The organism is Leeuwenhoekiella sp. W20_SRS_FM14, assembly GCF_052119605.1.
In the GTDB taxonomy this organism is placed as follows: Bacteria; Bacteroidota; Bacteroidia; order Flavobacteriales; family Flavobacteriaceae; genus Leeuwenhoekiella.
This window is the reverse complement of record NZ_JBGQOK010000005.1, coordinates 94,827-109,286: the sequence shown is the minus strand read 5'-3', so window position 1 is coordinate 109,286 and position 14,460 is coordinate 94,827. Positions and strand designations below refer to the sequence as shown.

The 14,460-nt window shown below is 37.4% G+C and carries 11 protein-coding genes; 6 read left to right on the top strand and 5 right to left on the bottom strand.

Going from position 1 to position 14,460, the window contains the following annotated elements:
* The first annotated feature begins 65 nt into the window (after positions 1–65).
* Together glpK and ACEN25_RS10255 are read left to right on the top strand one after the other, a co-directional pair.
* Positions 66–1,559, top strand: a complete 1,494-nt coding sequence (gene glpK, locus ACEN25_RS10260; RefSeq protein ID WP_441802835.1) for a glycerol kinase GlpK — start codon at positions 66–68, stop codon at positions 1,557–1,559.
* Positions 1,560–1,571: 12 nt separating this feature from the next.
* Complete coding sequence (locus tag ACEN25_RS10255; RefSeq protein WP_441802834.1) at positions 1,572–2,306, top strand: MIP/aquaporin family protein; 735 nt, start codon at positions 1,572–1,574, stop codon at positions 2,304–2,306.
* Between the two features lie 82 nt (positions 2,307–2,388).
* Here the strand turns inward: ACEN25_RS10255 and ACEN25_RS10250 are convergent, their stop codons facing one another.
* Together ACEN25_RS10250 and ACEN25_RS10245 are read right to left on the bottom strand one after the other, a co-directional pair.
* Positions 2,389–3,075: a potassium channel family protein gene (locus tag ACEN25_RS10250; RefSeq protein WP_441802833.1), complete on the bottom strand. Its 687-nt coding sequence runs from the start codon at positions 3,073–3,075 to the stop codon at positions 2,389–2,391.
* Between the two features lie 13 nt (positions 3,076–3,088).
* Entirely contained in the window at positions 3,089–4,858 is a 1,770-nt protein-coding gene (locus ACEN25_RS10245) for a TrkH family potassium uptake protein (protein WP_441802832.1), read from the bottom strand.
* Positions 4,859–5,055: 197 nt separating this feature from the next.
* Here ACEN25_RS10245 and ACEN25_RS10240 point away from each other — a divergent pair, with 197 nt between their 5' ends.
* Entirely contained in the window at positions 5,056–6,480 is a 1,425-nt protein-coding gene (locus tag ACEN25_RS10240; protein WP_441802992.1) for a pyridoxal phosphate-dependent decarboxylase family protein, read from the top strand.
* Here the strand turns inward: ACEN25_RS10240 and ACEN25_RS10235 are convergent, their stop codons facing one another.
* Genes ACEN25_RS10235 through ACEN25_RS10225 form a run of 3 tightly spaced genes read right to left on the bottom strand, consistent with a single transcriptional unit; the run spans position 6,481 to position 10,284 of the window.
* Positions 6,481–7,374 (bottom strand): carbohydrate kinase family protein, encoded by an 894-nt coding sequence (locus ACEN25_RS10235; protein WP_441802831.1) that lies wholly within the window; start codon positions 7,372–7,374, stop codon positions 6,481–6,483.
* Position 7,375: 1 nt separating this feature from the next.
* Complete coding sequence (locus ACEN25_RS10230; RefSeq protein ID WP_441802830.1) at positions 7,376–8,713, bottom strand: sugar porter family MFS transporter; 1,338 nt, start codon at positions 8,711–8,713, stop codon at positions 7,376–7,378.
* A gap of 29 nt (positions 8,714–8,742) precedes the next feature.
* Positions 8,743–10,284 carry a glycoside hydrolase family 32 protein gene (locus ACEN25_RS10225; RefSeq protein ID WP_441802829.1) on the bottom strand — a complete coding sequence of 514 codons (1,542 nt, stop codon included), beginning with the start codon at positions 10,282–10,284 and terminating at the stop codon, positions 8,743–8,745.
* 157 nt (positions 10,285–10,441) lie between these two features.
* On the opposite strand from ACEN25_RS10225, the gene ACEN25_RS10220 reads away from it, so the two are divergent.
* The 3 genes from ACEN25_RS10220 to ACEN25_RS10210 are packed head-to-tail and all read left to right on the top strand — an operon-like array spanning position 10,442 to position 14,458.
* Positions 10,442–11,485, top strand: coding sequence for a LacI family DNA-binding transcriptional regulator (locus ACEN25_RS10220; protein ID WP_441802828.1), 1,044 nt, complete (start codon positions 10,442–10,444; stop codon positions 11,483–11,485).
* Between the two features lie 5 nt (positions 11,486–11,490).
* On the top strand, positions 11,491–12,147 hold the full coding sequence (gene pgmB / locus ACEN25_RS10215; RefSeq protein ID WP_441802827.1) for a beta-phosphoglucomutase: 657 nt from the start codon (positions 11,491–11,493) through the stop codon (positions 12,145–12,147).
* 4 nt (positions 12,148–12,151) lie between these two features.
* Positions 12,152–14,458, top strand: a complete 2,307-nt coding sequence (locus tag ACEN25_RS10210; protein WP_441802826.1) for a glycoside hydrolase family 65 protein — start codon at positions 12,152–12,154, stop codon at positions 14,456–14,458.
* The last annotated feature ends 2 nt before the right edge of the window (positions 14,459–14,460 follow it).

Sequence of the window (14,460 nt, the reverse complement as noted above, 5' to 3'; positions counted from 1 at the left end):
AAATCAACCCGGCACCTTAATTTATTAAATTGAGGTGCTTTTTATAACCAATAAATTAATTAAGTATGGACCAGTATATTTTAGCCCTGGATCAGGGAACTACGAGTTCTCGCGCAATCGTTTTCGATAAACAAGGGAAAATTGTTTCAGTAGCTCAAAAAGAGTTTACCCAATATTTTCCAAAGCCGGGATGGGTAGAACACGATCCTCAGGAAATCTGGTCTACTCAAGCAGGGGTTGCTGCAGAAGCTACTGTTTCTAAAGGGTTGAATGGAAAAAATATAGCAGGAATAGGTATAACAAATCAACGGGAAACCGTTGTGGTATGGGATCGTAAAACCGGGGAACCCGTATACAATGCCATTGTTTGGCAAGATAAGCGTACTGCAGACTATTGCGATAGCTTAAAGAAAGACGGTAAGACTGAAATGATTCAGGAGAAAACCGGTCTCGTTATAGACTCCTATTTTTCTGGTACAAAAGTTAAATGGATACTTGATAACGTAGAAGGAGCACGCGAGAAAGCTGAAGCTGGAGATCTCGTATTAGGTACGATAGATACCTGGATTATCTGGAAATTTACAAAAGGCGAGCTTCACGTTACCGATGCTACTAATGCCTGTAGAACGCTACTTTTTAATATTAATACGATGCAATGGGATGATGAACTTCTAGAGCTTTTTGATATCCCTAAAAGTATGCTTCCGGAGGTTAAAGACAGTAGCGAGGTCTATGGTCATACTAAAACAACAGTTTTTGCTTCAAAAATTCCTATTGCAGGTATTGCAGGTGATCAAATGGCAGCGCTATTCGGTCAAATGTGTACTAAAAAGGGAATGGTAAAAAGTACTTATGGCACCGGTTGTTTTATGTTGATGAATATAGGTGATAAACCCATACTTTCTAAAAATAACCTGTTGACTACTGTAGCCTGGCGCATAGGAGGTAAAACAGAATATGCTTTAGAAGGAAGCATTTTTATAGGAGGAGCTGTTGTGCAGTGGTTACGAGATGGTCTGGGGATAATTAAAAGATCTGAGGATGTTGAGCAATTAGCCGGTTCTGTAGAATCTACAGAAGGCGTTTACTTTATTCCTGCTTTTGCAGGGATGGGTGCACCCTACTGGAATCAAAAAGGGAAAGGAACCATATTTGGGATCACAAGAGGTACAACAGATGCACATATAGCTAGAGCTTCAATTGAAGCAATTGCGTATCAAACAATGGATATTCTTAAAGCTATGCACGCAGATTCTGGGATCGAAATTAAAGAGTTACGTGTAGATGGTGGTGCCTCTATAAATAATACACTCATGCAATTTCAGGCAGATGTTTTAGACTCCATTACAATACGACCTAAAATTACTGAGACCACGGCCTTAGGAGCAGCTTATCTTGCCGGTCTTGCCGTAGGATACTGGGATAGTAAAGAGCAAATACAAGAGATGTGGGAAGAGGATAAACGTTTTGAACCTAAAAAAGACAAAGCAAAAATTGAAGAAGGTATCAAAGGTTGGTATCGTGCAATTAAGGCTTTAGAATATTGGACAACCCTATAACATCTTACATTTATGACTCCTTTTATAGCAGAAATTCTAGGTACAGGACTACTCATTCTTTTAGGAGGTGGGATAGTTGCTAATGATATTTTAAATAAAACCATAGGTCACGGTAGCGGCTGGATGGGAATCACTACAGCCTGGGGACTTGCAGTTTTTGTAGGCGTAGTAGTTGCCGGGCCCTACAGTGGTGCTCATTTAAATCCCGCAGTGACTGTAGGTCTAGCTGTGGCAGGCTTGTTTCCGTGGGCAGATGTGCCTACATACATCGCAGCAGAGTTTATAGGTGCAATGCTAGGGTCGTCTCTCGTTTATGTGATGTATAAAGATCATTTTGATGCCACTGAAGATGGTGGTTTAAAGCGTGCAGTTTTTTGTACTGCTCCTGCAATACCTAATAAATTTAGAAATATAATAAGTGAGATTATTGGAACTTTTGTTTTGTTAGTCTGTGTGTTTTATTTCTCTGAAGCCGAGATTAATGATGGCGCAGGAACTAAAGTAGGTTTAGGTTCTATAGGCGCTATCCCAGTTGCATTTGTTGTTTGGGGAATAGGCCTTTCTTTAGGAGGTACCACCGGCTATGCTATTAATCCTGCACGTGATTTAGGTCCGCGTATTGTTCATGCATTATTACCTATAAAAGGAAAAATAGATAGTAATTGGAGCTATTCGTGGATTCCGGTTGTTGGGCCCATTATAGGAGCAGTATTTGCGGCGTTGCTTTTTATGACATTGAATAAATAACTTAAAGCCTTATGCATAATGATGTTTCCGGAGGTGATTTTTTTAATCTTCTTCGGAAACATTTTGTTTTATGTTTTAGGCATTATTTTGAGCTTATAAATTTTTTGATGTCTTTATTTGAACCGTATAGCACAAGTATATCATCTTTTTCAAGAAGCAAATGAGGTGTAGCAACACTCTGAACATCTATAATGGTTTTGCGTTTGCCTATATTAGTAGGAACGTGTGCATTTTTTATTGTTGTTAATACCAGTAGATTATAACGCTCTCTAAATTTTACATCTTCGATGGTTTTATTTTCATAACGAGAAGGCAGTTTAATCTCTACAATACTAAAATATTCATTGAGTTCAAACGAATCAACAACACCCCGCATACATAGTTTTTTTGCCCAGCGTTCTGCGCTTTCCTGCTCAGGATGTACAATCTCATCAACCCCTATTGCATTTAAAACATTCTCGTGAAGGGAGTTCACTGCTCTGCTTATTAATCTTTTTACGCCCAGGTTTTTAAATAATGCGGTGATCATTACATTCACACCTTGATTTTCGCCTACAGCAACAATAACAATATCAGTATCTTTAAGAGGTAAGCCGGTTACAGTAGATTCATCTGTGGCATCAAGACAAATAGTATGTGTTATTTTCTCCTTTAAAGCGTCAACACGATTCATTTTAATGTCGATACCTATAACCTCGTTTCCTGAAGCTGTTAATTTTTCGGCTAAAGAAGCTCCAAAATTTCCCAACCCTAAAATGATATATTTCATAATCTAAACCTGTTTAATTCATCAAAATCTCTTCCGTAGGATAGCGATAGTCTTTGTATTTTATCTTTCTAAAAAGGGCAATCATAATCGTAAGCATACTTACTCTACCTATAAACATTACGATAATTAAAACTCCCTTACTTGCAGCGGTTAGGGTAGCAGTGATCCCTAAACTTAAGCCCACAGTACTGTAAGCAGAAAAACATTCAAAAGCGATGCTGAGTAAGGTTTTCTCGGGGTCAAATGCAGCAATTGAGATCACTGCAAAGCCTATTACCACCAGTGAAAGCGAAATAATAGCAAAAGCCCTACGCACCGAAATATCTGCTATTTCTCTACGGTACACTTCTATACGTGTTTTTCCTTTTGCTAAACTAAAAAAGTTTAGAGTTGCAATGGCAAACGTACTTGTTTTTATACCACCACCAGTAGATGCGGGAGAGGCTCCTACCCACATGAGAAAGAAAATCATCATGAGTGTCGAAAAGTGAAGCTGGTTCATGTCTAAGGTGTTGAACCCCGCTGTACGCGGGGTAGTCGCGCCAAAAAAAGCAGTGACAAATTTCCCTAATCCTCTATGCTCTACTAAGGTGTTATTATACTCATTGAAGAAGAATATAACCGTACCTATTGCCGTTAAACTTCCTGTGGTGATTAAGGTAATACGACTATTGAGACTTAAAACCCAGGGTTTGTAAATCGTTGTTTTTGTGCGACCCAGAAAAAGCGGACTTATAATTTTGTACTTTAAATATTTAATCACATTGATTACGATAGGAAAACCTAGTCCTCCAAAAACAAAGAGGCCAATTAAGGTAAGCTGCATTACATAATTATAGCGGTAATCTAAATCATAAATGCCATTAGAAAGTGTAGAAAAACCGGCATTACAAAAAGCGGAAACCGCGTGGAAAACTGCAAAAAATACCCGGTCAAAAAACTCGGGTATGTGTTTAACATCTAAACTTGAAAAAATGATTAATGCACCAATAGCTTCTATAGAAAATGTAATAAGTAAGATGCGTTTTAAGGTAGAAAATACTTCGCCTATTTTCTGAGAATTAGTCATATCACTTAAAACAACCTGATTTTCAAAAGAGGTAACCCCTTTAAAAAAATAGCTAAAATAACTTGCAAATGTAAGTATCCCCAGACCTCCTAATTGAATGAGAAAAACAATGATATGTTGGCCAAAGGGAGTGAAATAACTGCCGGTGTCTACAACGATTAGGCCGGTAACGCAGACTGCACTGGTTGAGGTGAATAGGGCGTCTAAAAATGAAATTCCATCGTAAGTTGCGTTGGGTAACTTGAGCAGTAGTGTTCCAAATAAAATAATACCAATAAAACTTACAATAAATAATTGTGCAGGGTTAAGGTAATTACGCCTGTAATTGAGGCGCTGCTCTGCAAATTCTCTTATAAAAGTGAGTAAAATGGCAGCTTTAATCCAATTGTCGTTGTACAAAAAGCTGAGGTGTCTGTGTGCTTCTTGCGAAAAAAAATGAATTCCTATTACATAAATTGTAAATAGAATTGACAGGGCATCAAATACGATAACCTGAGTGCTTAGTTTTTTAGAAAAGGTAAAATAGCGCACTAAAGTCACGGCAATACCTACAAAGAGAATGACAAGGTAATAGGCATTTAAGAAATTTTGAATCTGAGAAGACTGCTCGTATCCAAAATCAATTATAAATGCAAAAACCCCGATGAGGCTTAGAACAAAAGCAGAACGAAATAATGTAGTTAATGTCAGAACTTTGGATATGCTATCTTTCAAACCCAATTGATTTAATTATAGCGCAAAGTTAGGGTAATCTAAAGTACCGTTGTTTTTTTAGATCTTTAATTATTTGATAAAAGAAAGGATTTATTAACTATTACGATATCGGGGTAAAAGCAATATTTTAAGACTTCTTGTGAAGGATATTTTTCTAGTAGTTTTTTAAACACCTAGTTTTGCAAAAAATATAAATGATGAAAGCAAAACCAGAAGCACGATTAGAATTGTCTGAAGCAGAAATGCGCCAGTATGGTTATAAAGTTATTGATTCTATAATTGCACATCATTTAGGGCAGGAAGATAAAAAACCGGTATCGCTTGCTACACGTAAAGAGATGGATTCTTTATTGGGAGAATCAATTCCTGAGCATGCCACCCCGGTAGATACTGTTTTAGATACGGTGATGGAGAAGGTGATGCCGTTTACTAATTTGTTAAGCCATCCTAAATTCTTTTCTTTTGTTCCCGGGCCCAGTAACTATGTAAGTGCTATTGCAGATGCACTGGCGACAGGATTTAATATTTTTTCTGGTGGGTGGATCGCTTCTCCCGCTGCTGCAGAACTAGAGATTTTAACTGTAAACTGGCTTCTTGATTTGTATGGTTTTCCGCAGAAAAGAGGTGGCGGTATATTTACCAGTGGGGGTTCTATGGCAAATTTAACTGCGCTGGTGACTGCTCGTAATATTAAATGTGGAGACGATTTTTCTAAAGCGGTTATTTACCTTTCAGATCAGGCTCATTCTTCAAATATAAAAGCCATTCGGGTTATAGGTTTTAGAAAAGATCAGATACGCCTTATCCCTACAGACGGTGAGTTTAAGTTTAGCTTAAATAAGCTGAAAAATGCGATTAATAAAGATCGTCTTGCGGGGTTACAACCTTTTTGTTTATTAGCATCTGCAGGTACAACAAATACCGGTACAGTAGATCAACTCCCCGAGTTAGGAGCGATTGCAAAAACCGAAGACCTATGGTTTCACGTTGACGGCGCCTATGGCGGAGCAGCAATTTTAGCAAAAAACGGTAAGCAACTTTTAAAAGGTATAGAAAAGGCAGATTCGCTTACTGTTGATCCGCATAAGTGGTTTTACCAGCCGTACGAAATGGGATGTTTACTGGTGCGCAATCATAAATGGCTGAGCGGTACTTTTACTGAAAAGCCCGAATATTTAAAGGATGTAGAAGGAAACAGTTCTGAAATAAATTTCTACGATCACGGGATACAACTTACCAGACGATTTAGAGCACTTAAGTTCTATATGAGTATTAAAACTTTTGGCCTTAAAGCGTTTCGGGAAGCGGTACAATACAATTTTGATTTGTGCGAAAAAGTTGAAAGTATTCTTCGGAAAAGTAAAAAGTGGGAAGTGGTATCTCCTGCCACACTGGCGATTATCAATTTTAGATACAATCCTATAGACCGCAATTTAACTGAAGCTGAACTTGATAATTTAAACTCTAAAATTTCAGAAAAAGTAGTTGATTCTCGGGAGGCTATGTTAGTTACTACGATATTAAATGGTCAAACCGTTTTAAGAATGTGTTTAATAAACCCCAGAACCACGTTGGCGCATGTTGAAGAAACTATAGCGCTATGTGAACAAATGGCAGAATAATTATTCCGCCATTTTTTCCAGAATTTCAGCTTTAGAAATTTTAGAATTAGCTCCTTTTTTACCGGCAACCATTGCGCCCAGAGCGCACGCAAATGCAAGTGCATTTTCTGGAGTATTTTCTTCTTTAAAAAGTTGACTTATTAACCCGGCTAAGAAAGAATCTCCTGCACCTACGGTATCAACAACTGTTGTGCTATAGCCACTGTGTGAATACATATGGCCATTTTTATAAAGTACAGCTCCTGCTTCGCCACAGGTTACACAAATAAGTTGGGTATTAGTAAGTTTACTTATGGCAGCCAGTTGATCTTCCATAACCACACTTTTGATTTCAAGGTGCGCTACTATTTCGGTTAGTTCTTCATCATTCATTTTAACCATTTGTGCCTGCTTCATAAACTGCACAATATGATCTAATTTATAATGCGGTTTCCTCAGGTTTACATCAAAAATGGCAAATTTACTTTGCGGTAATAACTCTTTAAGAGTAGTTCTTGAAACTTCATTGCGCGCAGCCAGAGAGCCAAAAATAAATAAATCTGCATGTGCTACGGCTTCCTGATTAGCTTCAGTAAGTTTTATTGTATCCCAGGCAACAGGGCTTTTAATCTTGTAAGAAGCACTTCCCGTATCATCTAAGGTTACCAGTACCTGCCCGGTTTCAAGATCATCATCTTCTTGTATTAAATCCTGATTGAGTTCAAATTGATCAATAGCAGAACGTGTTTCTTCTGCAAGACCATCTGTGCCTAACCTGCTAATCATTTGCATAGAGACGCCCAGACTTTGCAATCTAAGACATAGGTTTAGCGGTGCGCCTCCTAACGCCTTTCCGTCAGGAAAAACATCCCATAAAATTTCTCCAAAACTTATTGCTGTAATTGACTCTTTCATCCTAACCTAATAATTTATCTTCTAATTCTTCTAACGAAATGCCTTTGGTTTCTGGCATCATAAACTTGGTAAATAACAATTGCAAAACCATCATAGCTGCAAAAAATGCAAATATAGGCCAGGGGTTGTCTTTGAAAATTCCATCTTCACTATCTAGAAAAACAGGAGTAAGCAAGGTTATTAAAGCGGCAAAAACCCAGTGCGTACCGGTACCCCAGGATTGACCATAAGCACGTACTTTGTTTGGGAAAATTTCAGATATAAACACCCAGATTACGGCTCCCTGTCCTATAGCATGGGAGGCGATAAACATTAGTATAAAGGCTAAAAGGATAGAGGAGCTTGCTCCTGTGTAAAAACACCAAGCAACAGTAGCTAAACTTATGATGTAACCAATAGAGCCTATAAACATAAGGGTGCGTCTGCCCAGGCGGTCTATTAAGCCTACGCCCACAAAGGTAAATATAAGGTTAATTACACCTATAGATATAGAATTAAATAAGGAATCTTCCGTAGCTAAACCTGCTTTTACTAATATTTCTGGGGCATAATATAGTATGAAATTAATACCGGAAACCTGATTAAAAAATGCAATCAAAAAAGCGAGTATGAGAGGTTTTTTATAGCGTTTAGTAAACAGGGTAACATCGTCTGAAGTCTTGGCAAGTTCTGTTTTTATAGTATCTATTTTTTGCTGCACTTCAGCGATAGGATATACGCGATTGAGAATTTCAAAAGCTCCTTTTTCATCTTTTCGTTTGTGTAACAGCCATCGCGGACTTTCAGGAACTCCTAACACCAGTAAGATGTAAAGTATTGCAGGTATTCCTTCTACACCCAGCATCCAGCGCCAATCATTTGCACCCTGAAAACCTTCTAAAAGATAGTTTGAAAAGAATGCGATAAGTATACCAAAAACAATATTAAATTGATACAAAGCAACCAGTTTACCGCGGTTTGACGCGGTTGAAATTTCAGAAATATAGGTAGGAGCCGCCACAGATGAGGCACCAACACCTACACCACCAATAAATCTAAAAAATGAAAATAAATAAGGGTCTGGAGATAATGCAGAACCTACAGCAGATACTAGATATAAGACACCTATCCAGAATAAAGTCTTTTTTCTGCCAAAACGATCACAGGGAATACCACCGGTAAGTGAGCCTAAAACCGTACCCCATAAGGCCATAGACATGATAAATAAACCGTGAAAAAGAGGGGAAAGATCCCATAACTGTCTAACGGGTAAATTAGCCCCAGAAATAACTACGGTATCAAAACCAAATAGAAATCCTGCTAAAGCTACCGTAATAGACCATTTTTGTACTGCTTTCATTTAAGTGTTCTTTGTTTAGTAACTAATTTTTACCAAATACTCGGTATAGGGGTAATGCTAAGATTTGAAACTGCTGCTTTAGTTTTTAATTTAAACTGCGTGTATGGGGCATTTGGAAAAAATTGAGCTGTAAGAGCATTCATACCACCATCTCCAAAAAACTCTATAGAAGAAGCATCCATATATATTGCAAATTCAGCGGTTGTATCATTATTAAAAACCGCAGGAGCTTTCATAAGGGGTAAAGCAAATTTTTCTGAAAATGAAATCTGGCCACTTTTGCTTCGGTCTAAGGTGTATTCTTGAGAAGTTGCATCAAAACTAACCGTTAAATGTTCTCCTTTTGTATTGCTTAATTGCAGTTCAAAATCGACTACCGGTTTTGGCATTTCAAAATAGATTTTAGATTGATGAAGAGAACTGTCTGTAAAGGTGAGAACTTTTGATTCTAATTTAGTTTTGGGAGTCAAAACTTCAAGACCTTCGGTAAAATCTGAAAGTGGATTGTTAGATAAGTAGTACTCATTTGTTTTGTGTAATTCTAGTTTCCGCGGAAGCGTCATTGCGCTTCTCCAGGCTTCTGTTGGCGTTTCCTGGCCGTATTCCCAATTGCTCATCCACCCAATAAAAATACGCTGATCTTCCGGTAGGTTGTTGTAAGTAATGCCCGCATAATTATCCCGTCCCAGATCAATCCATTTTTCATCTTTTTGTTCTGAAGTAAATGTTCTACCATCAAACTCACCTACGAAGTATTGAGTTCCTGAACCTCCGTTAGGTGCTCCGGGATTAATACTTATAAATAAAACCCATTTAGTTTCACCGGTTTCTGCAATCGTTAAAGGAAAAAGATCGGGGCATTCCCAAACTCCACCGTGCGCGCCTCTATCTCTGCCAAATTCACTCAGATAGGTCCAGTCTATTAAATTGTCTGAATTATAGAACATGGCATAATCTCCGGCAACAAGAATTAAAATCCATTTTTGAGTTTGTTTATCCCAGAACACTTTTGGGTCTCTAAAGTCTACCAAATTCTCGGTGTTAGGCACCACCGGGTTTCCTTCATATTTTGTGAAAGTTTGCCCGTTATCGAGACTGTATGCGATGCCCTGATATTGAAAGTCTGTCGTTTTAGCTTCGGCGCCTTTAGGTTCATGATAAGTAAACATCGCTACAAGAGGTGGGTTTTCTGCAGTACCCAGGCCAGATGTGTTTAAAGAATCTATAACCGCACTCCCCGAAAATATATAACCTAGCGAATCTGGTGCCAGTGCTACAGGTTCATTTTGCCAATCTTTTAAATTTTTACTGGTAGCGTGCCCCCAATGCATAGGCCCCCACACAGTAGACTCCGGGTGATATTGAAAATACAAATGATACGTTCCATTGTGGTAAACAAGTCCGTTAGGATCATTCATCCAGTTTGCTTCGGGAGAATAATGATATTGTGGGCGAAAATTTTCGTAATATGTCATGTCTGTAGTATCTTTAGGCTCTGTAATTGAATTCTTTTCTTCTTTGCAGGAGACAAGGATTAAAATCAGTGCTAATTTGAGGGCTATACCTTTCAATTTGAGTTGTTTTATTGGTTTCATTCAATATGAAAATGAAGGAAAATTAATAAAATTTAAGATAACTTAATCGATTTAGTTAGCTATTTTTACCAATTCTTAAATTTAGTACAATAAATAGATAAAATCGAATATAAATTATATTAGGATTTGAATTATGAAAAGAAAACTGACCCTCAAACTGATAGCTAAAGAACTTGGAGTATCTATTTCTACGGTTTCTAAAGCGTTGAGAGATAGTCCCGAAATAAGTGAAGAAACCCGTGAGAAAATTAAAGCTTACGCTAAGTTATATAATTATAAGCCTAACAATATAGCGTTAAGCCTAAAAAATAGAAGAACCAATACAATAGGCGTTATTATACCACAAATTGTACACCACTTCTTTACAACCGTGATTAGTGGTATAGAGCAAGAGGCGCGTGATCGTAATTATAATGTGATAATATGTTTATCTAACAATGGTTTTGATAAGGAAGTTGAAAATATGGAGCTTCTGGCAAATGGAAGCACAGATGGTTTTATACTTTCTATATCTAAAGAAACCATGCTTAAAGAAGATTACCATCATTTAAATGAAGTAATTGAGCAGGGTATGCCTGTTGTCATGTTTGATCGCGTTGTAGAGGGTATTTCTTGTGACCGTGTACTTATTGATGATAAAGCAGGAGCAAAAAAGGGAGTCACCCATATGGTGCGTACCGGTTGTCGCAAAATAGGGATTATAACTTCTGAAGATTATATAAGTGTAGGACGTTTACGTACCGAAGGATATCTGGATGCTCTTGATGATTTTGGTATTGAAGCCAATAATGATTTAATACTGAAGTTAGATAATATTGATGACCTTACTGAAGAATCAAAGAGACGCATTGAAGATTTTGTTACTAATAATGAACTTGATGGTATTTTCACGGTTAATGAATTCTTCGCTGTTCATGCAACACGCGTGTTAACTAAACTAGGAAAGAAAATACCTGAAGATGTATCTATAGTTTGTTTTACAGATGGTCAACTTTCTGAAAACATGATTCCAAGTTTAACAGCGGTGAGTCAACACGGAGAAGAAATGGGGCGCAAAGCAGCAGCTATACTTATCGAAAAGCTAGAGCGTGAGGAAACCGGCGCCGAAGTTTATGATACCGCTTATATAGATACAAGTCTTGTTGAACGAGAATCTACACGCAAATTAAACCGATAATTAGAATGAGTAAAAAAGGATTTATATTCGATCTTGATGGTGTAATTGTAGATACCGCAGGCTTTCATTATTTAGCATGGAAGTCACTTGCAAATGATCTGGGTTTTGAATTTACTGAAGAACAAAATGAGCGTTTTAAAGGTGTAAGCCGTGTACGCTCTTTAGAAATATTACTTGAAATAGGAAAGAGAAAAGCTACTCAGGAAGAAAAAGACGTGTGGCTAACTTCTAAGAATGCAGAATACTTAGGTTATATAGAAAAAATGACCAAAGCAGATATTTTGCCGGGTGTTCTTGATGTTCTCAACTATTTAAAAGAAAGAAATATACCAATGGCATTAGGATCTGCAAGCAAAAATGCACAACCTATATTAAAACGTGTAGGGCTTTATGATATGTTTGATTTTATTGTAGATGGCAATCACGTAGAAAAAGCCAAACCAGATCCTGAGGTTTTTACAATAGGAGCAGAAGAACTTGAAGTAGATTTTAAAGACACCATTGTTTTTGAAGATTCTATTGCTGGCATACAGGCTGCAAATAAAGTAAATATGGTGAGTGTAGGAATAGGTGATGCAGAAACACTACACGAAGCAGACTATATATTTAAAGATTTTACCGAAATCAATACCCAATTTTTAGACCAACTAATCAACGCTTAATACCATGAATCAAGATTATATCATACCCGCACCGTGGGCAATTTTAGAAGAAGGATTTGAAAAAGAGCATGTAAAATCATCAGAAAGCTTATTTAGTATTGGCAACGGTGCCATGGGGCAACGTGCTAATTTTGAAGAAGAATATAGTGGAAAAACTTTTCAGGGAAGTTATATAGGTGGTGTTTATTACCCCGATAAAACACGAGTAGGCTGGTGGAAAAATGGTTATCCTGAATATTTTGCTAAAGTACTTAACGCACCCAGTTGGATAGGAATAAAAGTTCTTGTTGATGGGGAATCTTTAGATCTAAACATCGTAAAAAGTGTAAAAGACTTTAGACGGGAGCTTAATATGAAAGAAGGTTGGTTAGGCAGAAGTTTTGAAGCAGAACTTCAAAATGGGACTCGTTTAAAAGTGAATTCTAAACGCTTTTTAAGTCTGGAGCATGATGAACTGGGAGCTATAAATTATGAAGTAACGCCGTTAAATAAAGATGTGAGCATTAGTTATGAACCGTATTTAGATAGCGGCATTACTAATGAAGACACCAACTGGGATGATAAATTTTGGAACACGCTAAGTGTAGAAGAACAAGGGAATAAGGCTTTTATTACCGCACACACTATGAAAACGCTTTTTCACGTGTGTACCGCAATGTCAAACACCTTTACCGTAGACGGCAAAGAGATTTCATTAACTCTTAAAACTAACAAGACCGAAACGTATATAGGTCACGTTTACGAGACTGATATTCGCGAAGGCGAGACTTTTGCAATTCAGAAATATGCAGGATATATCACTTCTTTAAATCACGATAAAGATTCACTTAAGAGTGCTGCAACAGCGGTATTAGATATTGCTTTAGACAAAGGTTTTAAAAACTTACTTACTAAGCAAAAGGAAGACTGGGCAGAAATCTGGTCTATGGCAGATATTGTGATAGACGGTGATGTAAAAGCACAGCAGGGAATACGATTCAATATATTTCAATTAAATCAAACCTATTTAGGTAAAGATGCACGTCTTAATATAGGGCCTAAAGGCTTTACCGGTGAGAAATATGGGGGTTCTACCTATTGGGATACAGAAGCATATTGCCTTCCGTTTTATATGGCAACAAAAGACCAGCAGGTAGCGCGTAACCTGTTGACCTACCGTTACCAGCATCTTGAAAAAGCGATAGAAAACGCCCAGAAACTAGGATTTAAAGATGGTGCGGCGCTGTACCCTATGGTGACTATGAATGGGGAAGAGTGTCATAATGAGTGGGAAATCACTTTTGAAGAGATACACCGTAATGGTGCTATGATTTTTGCGATAAGCAATTATGTACGCTATACAGGAGATTATAGTTACATTCCAGAAAAAGGCTTAGAGGTGATTATCGCTGTAGCTCGTTTCTGGAAGCAACGCGCAACCTGGTCTGCTAAAAAAGAGCAGTTTGTGATTTTGGGTGTTACCGGTCCTAACGAATATGAAAATAATGTAAACAACAACTTTTATACAAATTATTTAGCGAAGTGGTGTTTAAGATATGCCGCAGAGCAGGTTAAAAAAGTATCTAAAGAGTACAGTTCAGATTATAAAAGAATTGCTGAAAAGACAAACGTTTCTAATGACGAATTAAATACCTGGACAGACGTTTCAGAAAAAATGTATTTGCCCTTTTCAGAAGAAAACGGAATCTACTTACAACAAGATGGTTTCTTAGATAAAGAGTTAGTTACCGTAGCAGATCTTTCAAAATCTGAACGACCTATAAATCAAAAATGGAGTTGGGATCGTATTTTGAGATCTCCTTACATCAAACAGGCAGATACATTACAAGGTTTTTATGTTTTTGAAGATCACTTTACGCAAGAGGAACTTAAAAAACACTTTGATTTTTACGAGCCATTTACCGTTCATGAATCTTCTTTGAGCCCCTGTGTTCACGCAATACAAGCTGCAAAATTAGATCAGATGGATCAGGCTTATGAGTTTTATTTGAGAACCTCACGTCTTGATCTTGATGATTATAACAAAGAAGTGCACGAAGGTCTTCATATTACCAGTATGGCAGGCACGTGGATGAGTGTTGTTGAAGGTTTTGGAGGTATGCGAATTAAAAATGATATGCTATCCTTTGATCCTAAAATGCCAAATGCGTGGGATGGTTTTTCATTTAAATTGAATTTTAGAGGGCAGATTTTAAAAGTAGCTGTGTCTAAAGGAAAGCATGTTTTCAGTTTAGATAAAGGTTCAGACTTAACGATATTACTTAACGGTAAAGAGGTTAAAGTAAGCTCAGGACAGCCTACTGAAGTTTAAAA

Excerpts from the sequence above, each read along its gene's own strand:
- glpK (WP_441802835.1), top strand. The coding sequence starts at position 66 with ATGGACCAGTATATTTTAGCCCTGGATCAGGGAACTACGAGTTCTCGC.
- ACEN25_RS10255 (WP_441802834.1), top strand. The coding sequence starts at position 1,572 with ATGACTCCTTTTATAGCAGAAATTCTAGGTACAGGACTACTCATTCTT.
- ACEN25_RS10250 (WP_441802833.1), bottom strand. The coding sequence starts at position 3,075 with ATGAAATATATCATTTTAGGGTTGGGAAATTTTGGAGCTTCTTTAGCC.
- ACEN25_RS10240 (WP_441802992.1), top strand. The coding sequence starts at position 5,056 with ATGAAAGCAAAACCAGAAGCACGATTAGAATTGTCTGAAGCAGAAATG.
- ACEN25_RS10235 (WP_441802831.1), bottom strand. The coding sequence starts at position 7,374 with ATGAAAGAGTCAATTACAGCAATAAGTTTTGGAGAAATTTTATGGGAT.
- ACEN25_RS10230 (WP_441802830.1), bottom strand. The coding sequence starts at position 8,713 with ATGAAAGCAGTACAAAAATGGTCTATTACGGTAGCTTTAGCAGGATTT.
- ACEN25_RS10220 (WP_441802828.1), top strand. The coding sequence starts at position 10,442 with ATGAAAAGAAAACTGACCCTCAAACTGATAGCTAAAGAACTTGGAGTA.
- pgmB (WP_441802827.1), top strand. The coding sequence starts at position 11,491 with ATGAGTAAAAAAGGATTTATATTCGATCTTGATGGTGTAATTGTAGAT.
- ACEN25_RS10210 (WP_441802826.1), top strand. The coding sequence starts at position 12,152 with ATGAATCAAGATTATATCATACCCGCACCGTGGGCAATTTTAGAAGAA.